The organism is Massilia sp. CCM 8734 (assembly GCF_011682155.1).
Classification (GTDB): Bacteria; Pseudomonadota; Gammaproteobacteria; order Burkholderiales; family Burkholderiaceae_D; genus Telluria_A; species Telluria_A rubra.
Genome location: NZ_WHJI01000002.1, coordinates 295691 through 309668 on the forward strand (window position 1 = coordinate 295691; position 13978 = coordinate 309668).

The window sequence follows — 13978 nt, forward strand, 5'->3', positions numbered from 1 at the left end:
CGGCCGTGTACAGCAAAATGGCCGGTGGTCGATAGAATGTCGTTCCGATTGACTTGTCGGGCACTCTACAACCGCTTTGCTACCAGATCACCAGACGTTGTCTCTACAATAATCTGAGTGTCCGATACACGGACACCCCGGGCGGTCTCACGAGGCACCTCGTCACAACGCGCACCCGGACACGGGCGTCCATCATTAAATGCGGCAAGGGGGCGAAGTGTCTTGCGATCAAACACTTGGGCAACCGGGCTAAGATCCGTCATACCCCCACCGGAATGATCGCTGACGTAGGTGAGCACAATGTATGTATCTGAGCAGAAGCCTGGCCTGGTGCGGACGGACTCGGGCTGCAGGATTACTTCTCGGCCGTCCCAATCCCTCAACCCCTTCATCCCGTCCTTGTCCTCTACACTTAGACTACAAGGTGTTCGAGCCGCTTCCTCGACCAGCGTCTCCCGTCGCGGCGCGATGGCTTGATCGTGCCCCACGGCTCGCAGAATGTTCGTGTCGTACCCGGTTCGCAGCCCGGTCAAGTTCTGAGTTGACATTGGACAGTACAGCGGCCTTCCGCCAAGCGTGAACGTTATCTTCAGCTCCTGCTCGTACAGGACGGAGCCCGACGGTCGGCTGAGAAGTCGCAGGACGGCGCCTTGCTCCGTTTTTCGCGCCTGGAGCACGGGCCGATCCGCGCTGACGGCAACGCGGACCATGACTTCGCTGCTCGAAACGACTGGGTCGCCGAATGTAATCCACGCAGAGTCACTCTCCTGGTAGTTCGGCAGCTTCGGCAGCCACAGATATGGCATGCCTGATGCGGGATTGACCAGGTCCGGGTCGATGTCCAGTGCCACGATTGCATCGCCCGGCAAGAAGGGCGCGTCGACGGATGTCAACGGCAGGCCGCATGGCGGCACCCGCGTGAAGGCCATGCCCCAGGACAAGTAGAGGCTGCGTTCTTGAGAGTTTGCGGCGGAACGCTGATTCAGATGGAAACCGGCCATCACTACGAGGCTCGCCAGCAGCAGGCCGAGCACGACTTTGGCGCCCGGGCGAGAGAGTCGCTGCGCTCGGGTGGCTGCGGCCGCGGCTAGCAGAATAAGCGAGAAGATCCAGAAGAGCGCTCCCCAGCCCCAGCTCACTACTGGAAGGATTGTCCCTGAGATTCCATCTCGAATTGGAATGACGCCTTTGAACAGCGGCAGCGTGGCTGCGAGCGCGAGCATCGCGAATACCGATCCGCGCGGTTGGCGTCCCGAGAAAAGTGCAGCGGCCGCCACAAGAAAGAAGATATTCGCGTATGCCGACCACCCACCGACGGCCCAGCCGTACAGGAGCCCGAACTGGAGAATCGTCCCGCCAAACAAAGGTTCGGCGCGGGTCTCGACCATGAAACCAGGAAGCGCCAAAGACAGCAGCCATAAGCCGCAAGCCGCATAGGTCAGCTGCTCGCTGTAGAGATCGGAGGATTGCTCTGTGAGTTCGGTCATGCGCCCTTGGCGTTCGTGTGCCCTGATGATGCAGAAACCAGCCAAGGTGTCATGTATGGCGCTGCGCCGCTAAAATGTGATGATGTGATGATGTGAGTACCGCTTGCGGCAGCAGGTATCGCCGCGCTGGCGGACTGTAGCACACCCTGAGGAAGCGCCGATCAATGAACGACTTCCGGCGCAGCGGCGTACTATTTCAGCGCGGTTGCGCCGGCACGTCAGCTCCCTTGGCGCAGCGGAGGATTATCCGGAAACGCCACACGCGTCCATGTCGTTCCATCGAAGCACGCCAGGTCCTTGAATCCGAACGACCACAGCACGCCATCGTGCACGTCCAGCACGTTGGCGTCGGCAATGTCCGGAACCAGGCCGGTGCGCAAGCGCTCGATGTGTTCGCCGTTGAAGGTGAACAGGCCGCTTTCCGAAGCGAGATAGACGGTATCGCCAAACACGGCGACGCTGGAAAAGATCTCATCGGCATCGCCAGCACCGACTGCGGCGAAGCCCTCTTTCCAATTGCCGTGCAGCAGGGTGCCATGATAGCCGCACACCCACACCGCGTCCGCGCTGGCGCAGCAGACGGCGAGCAGTATGGCATCCGTATCGCACCGGACCGCACGCCAGGCCGTTCCGTCATGGTGAAAAATCCTGCCTGAATCGCCGACCGTGTAGATATCCGTCTCACTGATACCGTTGATATCGCTGAGCATCAGGGTGTCCGCGAACAAGTTGTCGATGTCGCTGAGATCGCCCGCGTGCAGTCGGGCCACCATGAGATCGACGCTGCTGGACGACTGCAGCAAGCCGTGGTCGGCATGCACCCAGGTGTCATGCTCGCGGCGATACACCTGCCCCATGCCGCCGCACACGTACAGCCGCTGGCCGATTTCACGAATGGCGCTCACATAGCCGTACTTGTCCGCCTCGGGCGTGCTCAAGCCGGCGTCGGCAATCTGCTCGATGATCTCGCCGCCCACGTATTCGAGGCGCACCTGCCCTTCGCTGGACAGGGTGCAATACATACGGCGCGGGCCGGCCCTGGCAACGCACACCGAAACACCTGTCCAACCGGGTAAGTCGAGGTGAACCCATTGATCCTGCGCTTGTTGATTGTCGAAGAAGAGGACACGGGAATACCGGTCTTCGGGGTCGAGACTGTCTAGCTCTGCGCACAGATAGATATAGTCCTTCTCGATCACGCATCCGGTCATGAAAGTGAGCGCTGCGTCGTATTTCTGCTTTTTCGCCATCCGTTTTCCTGTTTTCTTTGCTAACAACCGGAATGAACCCTCCGGTGAGCCACCATACCAGCCCTCCGCTGGTTCCCATCCGGCCGGCGGGTGGCAACGCGCGCCTGCGCTAGAATAGCTGTCCGCTTAACTTTCCGATCGCTCCATGTCCACTCCCGTCCTGCACACCCGCCTGCCCGCCGTCGGCACCACTGTTTTTTCGCTGATGTCGGCGCTGGCCAGCGAGCATGGGGCGGTCAACCTGGGCCAGGGCTTTCCCGATTTCGCCTGCGAGCCGGCCCTGCTCGATCATGTCGACGGCGCCATGCGCGCCGGCCACAACCAGTATCCGATGATGACCGGCGTGCCCGCCCTGCGCGCCGCCATCGCCGCCAAGATCGCGACCGTGTACGGCGCGCGCTACGACGCCGCCAGCGAAATTACCGTCACCGCCGGCGCCACCCAGGCCCTGACCACCGCCATCTTCTGCTGCGTGCATCCGGGCGATGAAGTGATCATCATCGAACCGGCCTACGACAGCTATTTGCCGGCCATCGCCCTGGCCGGCGGCGTGCCGGTGCCGGTCGCGATGGAGCTCGGCGAACAAGGCTACAGCGTGCCGTGGGACCGGCTCGCAGCAGTGGTCACGCCGCGCACGCGCCTGATCGTCATCAACACCCCGCACAACCCGACCGGCTCGGTGCTACGCGCGGCCGACATGCAAGCGCTGGCCGACATCGTACGCGGCAGCGACATACTGATCCTGTCGGACGAGGTATACGAGCACATGGTCTACGACGGCGCGCGCCACGAGTCGGTGAGCCGCTATCCGGACCTGGCCGAACGCAGCTTCGTGGTATCGAGTTTCGGCAAGACGTATCACGTCACTGGCTGGAAAATCGGCTACGTCGCCGCCCCGGCCAGCCTGATGGCGGAGTTCCGCAAGGTACATCAATACAATGTCTTCAGCGTCAACACGCCGATGCAGCATGGCCTGGCGAGCTACATGGCCGACCCCGCGCCTTACCTGGACTTGCCGGCGTTTTACCAGCGCAAGCGCGACCTGTTCCGCGATGGCTTGAAGGGCTCCCGCTTCACTTTATTGCCAGCCGACGGCACCTATTTTCAATGTGTCCGGTACGACGCGATGTCGTCGATGCCGGAGTCCGAATTTGCACAATGGCTCACCACCGACATCAAGGTCGCCGCCATTCCCGTGTCCGCGTTTTACAGCAAGGGCCAGGAATCGGGGATTGTGCGCTTTTGCTTCGCCAAGACAGACGACACCTTGCGCCTGGCGCTGGAGCGCCTTGCCAGGCTGTGATGGAACGAGGGCGCTTCCATGCGTCAGCATGGCCAGGTTTATCCCGCCCTACCCTCACAACATTGCACAAACATACATTCCACCTTAAAATGCAACAACCGCGTCGATAGTTCAAGAGGCCACCAGGGAGCACGGCTTGGAAAGCTTTCACATGGTTCGCGCCTTCCGTCGGAAGGAACGCCTTCAGTCAATTAACGGGAGATCAAAAAAGTGGAATTCCATAGCACGCGATTTTTCATAAAAAGAGTTTATGGCGACCACATCGTCTGGAGTGCCAACAATCGGACGGTCAGCGGTGTGAGCGTCAAAGAGGTGGTTGATCAATACCTCCATGAGGGCACATTGACGATCTACAGCGGGACCCATGGCGACCCGGAGGGCAACTTCAGCGGTGACGACTATGCCGATCGTGTATTTGCCTATCAGGACAGGGCGCATAAGAATCCGAGGGTGCGTGTTGTGAATGTCGGCAGAGTCACCATCGACATAGAAGAAACGATCAGAAATGCCACGACCGATATCATGTTCGCGTGGTGCTTCAGCCACGCCTCAATTACAGGTACAGCCGCTTACAGCTAAACCGCGTGCTCATCGAGCTCCTGTACGGGGTCATGCACGTTGTTGCCAGCCGACGGCACCTGTTTTCAATGTCTCAGGTACGGAGCGATTTCGCCTATACTGGAGTCGGAATTCGCACAATGGCTGACCACCGCGATCAAGATCTGCGCGTTTGACAGCAAGGGCCAGGAGTCGGGCATGGTGCGTTTTTGCTTCACCAAGGAAGACGACACCTGGCGCCTGGCGCTGGAGCGTCTGGCCCGATTGTGATCCACCGGAGCTCGATACCCCATCATGGCAATCAGGCGCATCACCTTGGCAGACCTGGCGTTCGGCGAACCGCTGCGCTGGGATATTTTCAGCACGCCATCGGCGAGCCGTCCGCTGCTGCAAAAAGGCCAGGTGCTCGCGCCCGGCCAGCTTGACGACTGGCTCGCGGCCGGCCTGTACGCCGAAGCGTCGGCGCCGGTGTCGGTGCTGCAATCGCTCAACCAGATCAACCGCGGCCTCGAACGCACCCTGATGGACTTGCGCGACCAGGGCGGCGCCGACCGCGAACTGCGCGCCGTCGCCGCCGAGCTGATCGCCACCGTCGAACGCGGCGGCGACGTGGCGCTGGCCGCCATTTTCCTGAACCAGATTGCCGGTGCGTACGCGGTGCGCCATTGCACCGAGGCGGCCGTGATCGCCTGCATGATCGCGCGCGCAATGGGCAAGTCGGCGGCCGAGGTGCTGGTGGTCACGGCGGCGGCGCTGAGCATGAATGTGGGCATGGTGCGCCAGGCGGAACTGTTCCAGAACAAGGATGGCGCGCTGTCGCACGAAGAACGGGCGCTGGTGCGGCGCCATCCGTCGGCCAGCGTCGAGATGCTGCGCTGGGCCGGCGTGCACGACGAGGCGTGGCTCGACCTGGTGTTGCTGCATCATGAAAATGAGGACGGCAGCGGCTATCCGGCCGGCAAACTCGGCGATGAGATTTCGCAGAACGCCAAGCTGATCGGGCTGGCCGACCGCTACTGCGCCTTCGTTTCAGCGCGCAATTACCGGCGCTCCCTGCTGCCGCCGCAGGCGCTGGAACGCCTGGGGGCCGGCAACGAGATGCCGTACGACCAGATCGTGCTGGGCCACTTCGCCACGCAGATCGGGGCCTATCCTCCGGGGACGCTGGTGCGGCTCGAGAATGCCGAACTGGGCGTGGTGTCGCACCGCGCCCGGGATGGCGCGGGAGTCGGCGTGCATGTGCTGCGCACGGCCGATGGCAAGAGCCCGGGCGAGGCGCGCGAGCGTGTCACCAGCGAGCCGGGCTGCGCGATTGCGGAAGCCTTGCATGAGGATCACGCGAAGTTAAGGTTTCCGATGAAGCAGATTTGGGGCGAGTTGGCGAGTTTGTAGCTAACTCGTCGTTCCCCCGCCTCACCCGGTGGGTCCGGGCAGCGCGAAAGGGCTGGTCGGTCCTTCGGCCTGGCTGCGCAACCATTCCCATGCCGCGTCGACATGTGGCCCGTGCCGCTGTCCCGCACTGCGGACCAGATGATACGCATGCCCCGCCATGCTCGGGCCGAACGGCTGCACCAGGCGCCCTGCTGCGAGGTCGGCGGCCACCAGTTCCAGGCTCAGAAGAGCAATTCCCTGACCGGCCAGCGCCGCCTGGATCGCATGGTCTTCACCAGAAAAAAGTAGCTGCCCGTGATGTGACTTCCACGGCAAGCCCGCTTGGGCGAACCAGTTCTTCCAGGTCGGGTTGAGCGGATGCGCGTGGCTCCACTTGAAATCGATCAACGGAACCTGGTCCAGATCCGCCAGTGTCAACGGGCCAAGCTGGGGGCCGGAGACCGGCGCGAAGCGGTCGGCGAACAGCGGCTGCGCGACCATGCCCGCATACGGCCCGCGCCCGTAGCGAATCGCTATGTCGGCGCGGTCGCACCCGAGCTCGACTGCCTGATCGGATGCGTGCAGCTCCAGATCGATGTCCGGGTACAGCTGTCGAAAGTGCGCCACCCGGGGCGCAAGCCAGCGCGCCATAAACGCATTGGTCGCCGAGATGATGACCCGGCGCCGTGCCTGCGCGGTCTCAAGGCGCTGCAAGACCGTTTCGAATGCATTGAAACCGTCACGCAGCACCGGATACAGCTCCACCCCGGCGTCGGTCAGGACGACTTTGCGCACCTGCCGCTCGAACAGGGTCAATCCAGTCAATTCCTCGAGAGCGCGAATCTGATGGCTGATCGCGGTCGGCGTGACGGCAAGTTCATTGGCAGCTTGCTTGAAGCTGCCATGCCGGGCTGCCGCTTCGAACGCGCGTAGTGCCGAAAGTGGGGGAAGTCGCCGCATTGCGCATACAGATGAAATAAACTCATCTTATGCCTGACAAATGAGCGTTTGTCAACATCACGGCGCACGCCTATCTTCTCCCTGCGGCACCTCTGGCGCCGCACCCACATCCCCCTACCGTGACCAAGGAGTCAACCATGCTCGAACGAATTATCACCCAGCCGGACAATTACGAGCCCTTCCTGCTTTCCCAAGCGATCAAATTGGGCGACCTGCTCTTCGTCTCCGGGCAGGCGGGCGCCGGCGACGATGGGAAAATCGTCGACGGCGGTTTCCGCGCCCAGGGCGAACAGGCTTTCGCCAACCTCAAGCGCGTGCTCGACGCCGGCGGCTCGGGCCTCGACGCCGTCGTCAAGGTCACGATCTTCGTGACCGACATGGGCAACTTCAACGAGGTAGTGGACCTGCGTCGCCGGTTCTTCAGCGCGCCCTACCCGGCCGATACCATCGCCGAAGTCAAGGCCCTGTACGATCCAGCGGCCATGATAGAAATCGAGGCCATCGCTGCGGTGCGTCCACACGCCGGGAATTGACAGGCGAAATGGGCAGGGAGTCGGGCATGCCTGGAAACCGGTCAGCCTCCCAGCGCCCCCACCTTGCGCTCGACAAAGCCTTGCAGTTCCGGCGACAGGTTGCCCGTCGCCCTGGCGCGCTGGAACGCCGCCAGCGCCTCCGGCAAGCGCTTCTCGGCCTCCAGCGACATCCCCAGCCCCATCCACCAGACGCCGTTGTCCGGCGCACTGCGCAGCGCCGCCTGATACTGCTCCACCGCCTCCTGGTGGCGCCGTTCGCGCTGCAAGGCGCCGGCCAGGAAGGCGCGGTACTCGCCGTTGCCGCCGGCTGCCGGCAAGCTTGCCATCAAGGTATCCACGCCGGACGCGCCGCCGTCGATCTGCATGCGCGCCAGCAGCATGGCCATGGCCGGCTGCCTGGCGTCGAGCGCCAGGCCGGCTTGCAGCAAGCGCATCGCCTCGACCGTGCGGCCCTGTTCGATCTGGATGCCGACCAGGGTCTGGCGCGCCGCCTCATGGCGCGGGTCAAGCGCCAGCGCCTGCTCCAGCTGCGCCACCGCGTCGCTCACGCGCCCGTCCTGCAGGCTGGCCAGGCTGCGCCGGTAGACACCCTCGGCGCCCTGCCCGCCCGCCGCCTGGCGGCCGGCCTGCGGCGCGATCGCCTCGCCGCTCGCAACCGTCCTGGCGCGGCGCGCTTGCAGTGCCGGCTTCTCCACCTGCGCTGCCGCAACGCGCTCGCGCGGCGGCTCGGCTGGCGCCGGTTCCACCGGCAATGCCGGCTTGGGCTGTGCCGGCGGCGCCGTGGCCACGGCCGCCACCTGCGGCGCCTGCGCCACCTCCGGCAACGGTTGCGGCGCATTGATCACAGCCTGTTGAATCGGCGTGGCCGGCGTCACCAGCGCCACCGGCGCCACGGTTGGCTGGTGCAGCACGCGCCAGCCATACACGCCGCCCACCGAGAGGATCAGCACGCCGGCCAGCGCCCCCATCACCAGCGGGGCCGGCACGGCGCGTTCGCCGCGCCCGACCGGGCGCACATCGGACGGCGCCGCGTCGCCGCCCTGCGAGCCGCGCGCGTCGAGGTCTTGCAGCATCTTGTTGATCAGACTCATGTGTTCAAGGCCCAGGTAAGTCCGCCGCCCGCCGCCAGGGTCAGCGCCAGCGCGGCGAGCCAGGGCCACCGACGGCGCCTGGCGGAAATCGTATCGCGCACCGCTGCGCTCACGTGGCGCCGGCTGACTTGCTGCTTGCCTTGCCCGTAGCACAGCATCAGCGCCTTGTGCGCGAGAATGTTAACCAGCCGCGGAATGCCGCCGCTGGCCGCGTACAAGGCGCCCACGGCCGACCGGCTGAACAGCCGCGCACCGCTAAATCCGGCCACGCGCAGCCGGTGCGCCAGGTAATACTCGACGTCGTCGCGCGTCAACGGCCCCAGATGGTAGTGAAAGGTGATGCGCTGCGCCAGCTGGCGGATCGATTGCAGCGCCAGGTTGCGGTTCAGTTCGGGCTGCCCGAACAGCACGATCTGCAACAGCTTGCGCTTTTCGGTTTCCAGGTTGGTCAAGAGGCGCAGCGCTTCCAGGCTCTCGATCGGGATCGCCTGCGCTTCGTCCAGGCACAGCAGCACGCGCTTGCCCTGGCTCGCCAGCGCCATCAGCCTGTGCGTGATGGCCTTGAGCAGCTGGTGCTGGTCGACATCTTTGTCGAGCACCAGTGCCAGTTCGTCGGCCAGCGCCAGCATCAGGGTGCGCGGTTCCAGGTAGGGGTTGGGAATGTAGGCGGTGACGAAGCCGTCGCCCAAGGTCGCCATGAACTTGCGGCACAGTAGCGTCTTGCCGGTGCCGACTTCGCCCGTGATCTTGATGAAACCTTCGCCATTCCTGGCGGCCACCAGCAGGGTGTTGAGCGCTTCCTGCGAATGCGGGCTGGTGAAAAAGAAACTCGTGTCCGGCGTGATGCCGAACGGGACTTCGCGCAGGCCGAAGTGCGAGGTGTACATGCTAGCGTTGTCCCGCCGCGCGCGGATCGAGTTCGTCGAAGCGGCGGCTGGTGTCGATCAGGTCCTGGTTCCAGCTGTTGGCGCCGTCGACGATGGTCGGCTTGATCAGCACCACCAGTTCGCGCTTCTGGTTGACGTTGCTCTTGTTGCGGAACAGGTTGCCGAGCACCGGAATATTGCCCGCGCCCGGGATCTGGTTGCCGTCGGCGGTCGAGGACTGGCGCATCAGGCCGCCAATGGCCACCACCCGCCCATCCTGCCCGCGCACCATGCTGTCGATTTCCGACGTGGACGAGGCCGCCAGCGGCAGGCTCAGGTTGCCGGCACTGCCCAGGTTGACCGACTTGCTGACCGTGCTGACCTGGCTGACCGACGGGTGCACGTGCAGCAAAATATTGCCCTTCTCATCGATCTGCGGGGTCACGTCGAGCACCACGCCCGAAAAGAACGGTTGCAGGGTCACGCTCGGGCTGACGGTATTGTTGTTGTCGCCGGTGCTGGTCGTGGTCGACACGCCAGTGACGTAAAACTCGTCGGTGCCGATCTTGAGCACAGCTTTCTGGTTGTTGATCGTGGCAATGCGCGGGCTCGACAGCACGTGCACGGTGCCCTGCGATTCCAGGAAGGAAATCAGGGCGGCGAAATTGCTGGTCTGGAAAGCCAGGCCGAACATCGACCCGGCCGAGGCCGCCGCATTCGAGAGCAGGAAACCGGTGCTGGCCGTCAGGGACTTGGCGTCGCCGATGACCGCCGGCTGGCCGCCGGCATACGGCAGCGGCGCCAGCGAGGTGCCCGGCTGCACGAAACCGGTCGAGACGCGGTTGCCGTGCGCGCCGCGGAACGAGGCGAACGAGGCCCAGTTGATGCCGCTCTGGAAGCTGTCGTTCAGTTCCACCTCGAGGATCTTGGCTTCCAGGATGACCTGGCGCCCGACCGACAGCTGGGTCGCCTTGAGGAACATGTCGACATTGCGCAGTTCCTCCGGCATGGCGCGGATCACCACCACGCCCGACTGCGGGTTGACCACCACGCTGCGGCCCAGGTCCTTGGAGCCGACGATCGCCGCGAGCGAGGTCTTCAGTTCAAGCCAGAAGTCGCTGTCCGAGGTGGTGCTGACGTTGGTGCTGTCGCTTGGTCCGTTGCCGCCGCTATTGTTGTTGCCGCCATCCTGGCCATTGTTGTTGCCGCCGCTGTTGTTGCCGCCGTTGTTACCACCACTATTGCCGCCACTGTTGCCGCCGTTGTTCTGGCTGTTGCTGGCGGCGTTGGTGACCGAGGTGGAGGTCACGCGCAGGTTCGACTTGCCCTTGCGGTTGCCGACCAGGTAGTTCACCTGGAAGATGCGGGTCTGCATCGTGAGCGGCTTGACCGAGACCCGGTTGCCCTCGATCCGGAAATCGTAGCCATACATTTCGCGCACGGCGTCGAGCGCTTCGGCCAGGGTCACGTCCTTCAGGTTGGCGGTGATGTTGCCGCTCACCTCGGGATGGACCAGCATGTTGTAGCGCGTGCCGGTGGCGATGGAATGAAAGAAATGCTGCGCCGGCACATTGTTGAAGCTGACGTTGAAGCGTTCTTCCAGCGCCTGGCGCGACTTGGGCAGTTGCCCGGCCAGCGCCGCGACCGGCGGCAGCAGGGCCGCGCTGACCGCGTCGTCGAGCGGCGGCGGCGTGCGCCTGGCGGCCAGCGCCATCTCGGCGGTGATGTTTTCGTACGTGTCGCGCTTGGGCGCGCTGTTGCAGCCGGCCAGGGTCAGGGCGCTTGCGATCATTGATGCCATCACGAGGTGGTCCACACGGTGTTTGTGCATGCTCTTTGTCAGTCTCTCTCGTTAAGCCGCTGAGGGGATGGCGTGCGCGGGAACAGGCGCAAGACGCGGTGTTCCCTGCCTTTCACCAGTACAACTTCATTGTCCGTCATCCGGGTCACGCGCGCACCCCGGAATTGCTCGCCCAGGCGCACCGTCTGGCCGTCGATCACGGCCACGTGGCGCCCGCCCGCATGACGCGCGATCAGCACCGACTGCAACTGCGGCTCCATGCTCTGCGGCGCCGCCGCGGCGTCGCCGGCGGGGGTGTACAGGCGCGCCGGCGGGCGGGTCGGGTCGGGCAGCGGCCCGGCGGCGACGCCCGGCCCCACGCACACCAGCGCCAGCGACACCGCGCACAGCCCTCGGCGCGCGCTCATAAGGTGATCCATTTCTTGTCCAGGCTCAAGGTGTACAAGGTCAGGCTCAGGCGCGCGTCGGGATAGGTCTCGACCTCGAGCTGGGCCTTGCCCCAGAACAGCTGGACCGGCATGCTTTCGAGCGCATCCATGTAGTTAACCATATCCAGGTAATTGCCGCGCACCGTCACTTCGACGCCGTGCGCGTAGATGGCGCGGCCGGCGCCGGGCGCCGGCGCCGCGGCCTCCTCCAGGCCTGGTTCGGGGTCGAACGAGCCGGCGAAGGGAATCGCCGGCAAGCTTTTCATGCCCACCAGGCGCAGCCGGCCGTTGGCCTTGAGAATGCGTTCGAGCAGCGGCGCGATGCTTTCGGGCGTGACCAGGCTGTTGTGCGCGGTGCGCAGGCTGTCCGACAACCTGGCGCTGGCGCCCTTGATCACCGCCAGCCGCGCGCGGTTGTCGCGGTCGGGGTCGACCGCGTTCGTTTGCGCCAGGGCCGTGATTTCGGCATCGATGCCGAGCATATTGTTTTGCTGCTGGCTGATCTGGTTGCGCAACATCTTCTGACGCGCGAAGAGGGGATCGAACAGGAGGGCGAACAGCACGAACACGACCACGCCGACCGTGGCGCCGAACACCATGGCGCGCTCGCGCACGCTCATGGCGTCGATTTTCATTTGCAGCTTGAGCAGGCGCGCTTTCATTTGGCGGCCTCCGCTTTGATGCTTGCCGCCACCGGCTTCATGTCGGGCGGCGTGACGTCGGCAGCGCGCGGCGCGCCGGCCACGCGGGCCGGCGCCACGTCCTGCAGGGTGAAATCGACATACGGCGCCATCTGGCCCGGGTCTGGCGCATCCTTGCCGTCAAGCTGCAGGCGCGCCCGGCTCATTTGCAGGCTGGAAAAATTCTTGCCCTGCATGGCCGGTTCGCGCGCCAGGCGGGTGACGAAGGCCGGCACCAGGCTGGCGTCGAGCGCCCTGCCCTGCAAGCCGATATGGTGGCCGTCGCCGCCGATGCGCACCCCGGTCAGCCACAGGTCGCCGCCGCCCTGGCGCGCCAGCGCCTTGAAGTAGCGCGCATACCCTTTGCGCGCCACGACCAGGGTTTGCCCGCCCAGCACCTTCGAGACATCGTGCAAGGAAGCGAGGTCGGCTTCGGCGCGGGCGATCTCCAGCTCGAGCTCGCGGCTTTTCTGGCGCGGGGCGAATTCGGCGATGACCCTGGCCTGGCGTTCCTTTTTCAGGGCCAGCTGGTCGGCGCCGGCGGCCGCTTCGGCTTCCAGCCGGCCGGTGCTGTGGCGGCCCACCATCACCATGGCCAGCGCGCCGGCCACCAGCACGCCGAGCGCGAGCAGCATGTTGCTGGACGTAAAAATCTTCTTCTGCTTGAGAAACTCCGGGTTGAACAGATTGATTTGCTGGCTCAAGAGACAACCTCCTCATGCCGCAGGGCCGCGCCCAGGGTCAGGAAAAAGCGTTGCTGCTGCGCGGCGGCGGCCAGTTCCGGCACCCCGTCCAGGTCGAGCACACTGGCCAGGTCGAGCGACTCGACCTTGGTGTACAGGTTGCTGGACAGGTATTCGTCAAGCCCGCTCGCGCCGGTCGGCGCCAGCACCAGTTTCGAGACGTTGATGAAGTTGTACTGGCGGTCGAAATGGTCGAGCGAACGTTGCAACTCAAGGGTGATCTTGTCGTAGCACACGTGCTTGCGATCATGGTCGCTGTCGAGCAATTGTTCGAGCGTCACGTCGATCCGGCGCGCCAGGTACAGCTCGGCGTTGTAGGTGACGGTCAGCAAGCCGCCCTCGCTGCTGAACGAGAGCACGGCCACGCCGCGCCCTTCCGGTTCGAGCAGGGCCGAGATATTCCGTTGCGCCATTTCGGGAATATCGATCACCGCCAGCGGCACGCCGGCGTCGACGAAGCGGTTCTGGCGGCTTTCGATCAGGCTGTTGCGCGCGGCGACCGCGAACAGCGACTGGCTGCGGCCCTGGGCCTTGTCGGTGGGAATGTCGAGCACGTCGATGCCGGCCTGGTCAGCCGGAAAATCAAGCATGTCCTTCAGGCGCCAGCGCACGGCGGTGCGCAGCTCGTCGGCCGGCACGTTGGGCGCCTCGACCGAGAGCAACTGGTATTCACCGGCGCCGAGCACGGTTGAGCAGCGAAAACTGCTCGCGTGCAAGTCCTTGCCGGTCTTTTCCAGCATGTCCGGACCGGCGCTTTTGTCGGCCGCATAAAACGCGGCCAGGGTGACGCGCGGCTTGCCCTGGGCCTGGCGCTTGACGCGCGCCGCGAACACGCCCTCGCCATGCAGGGCGATGACCAGCAAGCCATCCTTCTTCTTTGATCTCGAGAAAAATCCCATGCCCGCAA

At 64.4% G+C, this 13978-nt stretch carries 14 protein-coding genes and 1 pseudogene; 5 read left to right on the plus strand and 10 right to left on the minus strand.

The annotated features are described in order from the left end of the window. Positions 1–65 precede the first annotated feature (65 nt). On the minus strand, positions 66–1487 hold the full coding sequence (locus F2P46_RS03500; protein ID WP_166885237.1) for a hypothetical protein: 1422 nt from the start codon (positions 1485–1487) through the stop codon (positions 66–68). 218 nt (positions 1488–1705) lie between these two features. After that, positions 1706–2737 (minus strand): hypothetical protein, encoded by a 1032-nt coding sequence (locus tag F2P46_RS03505; protein ID WP_166885239.1) that lies wholly within the window; start codon positions 2735–2737, stop codon positions 1706–1708. 145 nt (positions 2738–2882) lie between these two features. Between F2P46_RS03505 and F2P46_RS03510 the strand changes: the two genes are divergently transcribed. From F2P46_RS03510 to F2P46_RS03525, 4 genes and pseudogenes are all read left to right on the plus strand, one after another. Next, positions 2883–4040: a pyridoxal phosphate-dependent aminotransferase gene (locus F2P46_RS03510; protein ID WP_166885241.1), complete on the plus strand. Its 1158-nt coding sequence runs from the start codon at positions 2883–2885 to the stop codon at positions 4038–4040. A 210-nt stretch (positions 4041–4250) separates the two neighbouring features. Then, positions 4251–4619 carry a hypothetical protein gene (locus F2P46_RS37450; protein WP_166885243.1) on the plus strand — a complete coding sequence of 123 codons (369 nt, stop codon included), beginning with the start codon at positions 4251–4253 and terminating at the stop codon, positions 4617–4619. 39 nt (positions 4620–4658) lie between these two features. Next, a pseudogene (locus tag F2P46_RS03520) lies at positions 4659–4868 on the plus strand (methionine aminotransferase); the annotation flags it as partial. Positions 4869–4892: 24 nt separating this feature from the next. After that, the gene (locus F2P46_RS03525; protein WP_166885247.1) at positions 4893–5990 is read left to right on the plus strand and encodes an HD-GYP domain-containing protein; all 1098 of its coding nucleotides are present in this window, start codon (positions 4893–4895) and stop codon (positions 5988–5990) included. Positions 5991–6011: 21 nt separating this feature from the next. On the opposite strand, the gene F2P46_RS03530 is transcribed toward F2P46_RS03525, so the two are convergent. Continuing rightward, complete coding sequence (locus tag F2P46_RS03530) at positions 6012–6929, minus strand: LysR substrate-binding domain-containing protein (RefSeq protein WP_166885249.1); 918 nt, start codon at positions 6927–6929, stop codon at positions 6012–6014. Positions 6930–7066: 137 nt separating this feature from the next. Here F2P46_RS03530 and F2P46_RS03535 point away from each other — a divergent pair, with 137 nt between their 5' ends. Further along, on the plus strand, positions 7067–7462 hold the full coding sequence (locus tag F2P46_RS03535; protein WP_166885251.1) for a RidA family protein: 396 nt from the start codon (positions 7067–7069) through the stop codon (positions 7460–7462). A gap of 41 nt (positions 7463–7503) precedes the next feature. Here F2P46_RS03535 and F2P46_RS03540 read toward each other — a convergent pair whose 3' ends face one another. The 7 genes from F2P46_RS03540 to F2P46_RS03570 are packed head-to-tail and all read right to left on the minus strand — an operon-like array spanning position 7504 to position 13970. Continuing rightward, complete coding sequence (locus F2P46_RS03540; protein ID WP_166885253.1) at positions 7504–8553, minus strand: tetratricopeptide repeat protein; 1050 nt, start codon at positions 8551–8553, stop codon at positions 7504–7506. Then, positions 8550–9440: an AAA family ATPase gene (locus tag F2P46_RS03545; RefSeq protein WP_166885255.1), complete on the minus strand. Its 891-nt coding sequence runs from the start codon at positions 9438–9440 to the stop codon at positions 8550–8552. Before F2P46_RS03545 ends, F2P46_RS03540 begins: the two co-directional genes overlap by 4 nt. Position 9441: 1 nt before the next feature. After that, a complete protein-coding gene (gene mshL / locus F2P46_RS03550; RefSeq protein ID WP_166885353.1) occupies positions 9442–11211 on the minus strand; it encodes a pilus (MSHA type) biogenesis protein MshL in 1770 nt (589 codons plus the stop codon). A 47-nt stretch (positions 11212–11258) separates the two neighbouring features. Continuing rightward, positions 11259–11627, minus strand: coding sequence for a hypothetical protein (locus F2P46_RS03555; protein ID WP_229509003.1), 369 nt, complete (start codon positions 11625–11627; stop codon positions 11259–11261). Further along, entirely contained in the window at positions 11624–12310 is a 687-nt protein-coding gene (locus tag F2P46_RS03560) for a hypothetical protein (protein ID WP_166885257.1), read from the minus strand. Before F2P46_RS03560 ends, F2P46_RS03555 begins: the two co-directional genes overlap by 4 nt. Next, entirely contained in the window at positions 12307–13032 is a 726-nt protein-coding gene (locus F2P46_RS03565) for a PilN domain-containing protein (protein ID WP_208296487.1), read from the minus strand. Before F2P46_RS03565 ends, F2P46_RS03560 begins: the two co-directional genes overlap by 4 nt. After that, the gene (locus tag F2P46_RS03570) at positions 13029–13970 is read right to left on the minus strand and encodes an agglutinin biogenesis protein MshI (protein WP_166885259.1); all 942 of its coding nucleotides are present in this window, start codon (positions 13968–13970) and stop codon (positions 13029–13031) included. The genes F2P46_RS03565 and F2P46_RS03570 overlap by 4 nt, the downstream gene beginning before the upstream one ends. Between the last annotated feature and the right edge of the window lie 8 nt (positions 13971–13978).

What these genes read in the sequence shown, in the direction of transcription:
- F2P46_RS03500 (WP_166885237.1), bottom strand. Translation starts at nt 1,487, where the DNA reads ATGACCGAACTCACAGAGCAATCCTCCGATCTCTACAGCGAGCAGCTG.
- F2P46_RS03505 (WP_166885239.1), bottom strand. Translation starts at nt 2,737, where the DNA reads ATGGCGAAAAAGCAGAAATACGACGCAGCGCTCACTTTCATGACCGGA.
- F2P46_RS03510 (WP_166885241.1), top strand. Translation starts at nt 2,883, where the DNA reads ATGTCCACTCCCGTCCTGCACACCCGCCTGCCCGCCGTCGGCACCACT.
- F2P46_RS03525 (WP_166885247.1), top strand. Translation starts at nt 4,893, where the DNA reads ATGGCAATCAGGCGCATCACCTTGGCAGACCTGGCGTTCGGCGAACCG.
- F2P46_RS03530 (WP_166885249.1), bottom strand. Translation starts at nt 6,929, where the DNA reads ATGCGGCGACTTCCCCCACTTTCGGCACTACGCGCGTTCGAAGCGGCA.
- F2P46_RS03535 (WP_166885251.1), top strand. Translation starts at nt 7,067, where the DNA reads ATGCTCGAACGAATTATCACCCAGCCGGACAATTACGAGCCCTTCCTG.
- F2P46_RS03540 (WP_166885253.1), bottom strand. Translation starts at nt 8,553, where the DNA reads ATGAGTCTGATCAACAAGATGCTGCAAGACCTCGACGCGCGCGGCTCG.
- F2P46_RS03545 (WP_166885255.1), bottom strand. Translation starts at nt 9,440, where the DNA reads ATGTACACCTCGCACTTCGGCCTGCGCGAAGTCCCGTTCGGCATCACG.
- mshL (WP_166885353.1), bottom strand. Translation starts at nt 11,211, where the DNA reads ATGATCGCAAGCGCCCTGACCCTGGCCGGCTGCAACAGCGCGCCCAAG.
- F2P46_RS03555 (WP_229509003.1), bottom strand. Translation starts at nt 11,627, where the DNA reads ATGAGCGCGCGCCGAGGGCTGTGCGCGGTGTCGCTGGCGCTGGTGTGC.
- F2P46_RS03560 (WP_166885257.1), bottom strand. Translation starts at nt 12,310, where the DNA reads ATGAAAGCGCGCCTGCTCAAGCTGCAAATGAAAATCGACGCCATGAGC.
- F2P46_RS03570 (WP_166885259.1), bottom strand. Translation starts at nt 13,970, where the DNA reads ATGGGATTTTTCTCGAGATCAAAGAAGAAGGATGGCTTGCTGGTCATC.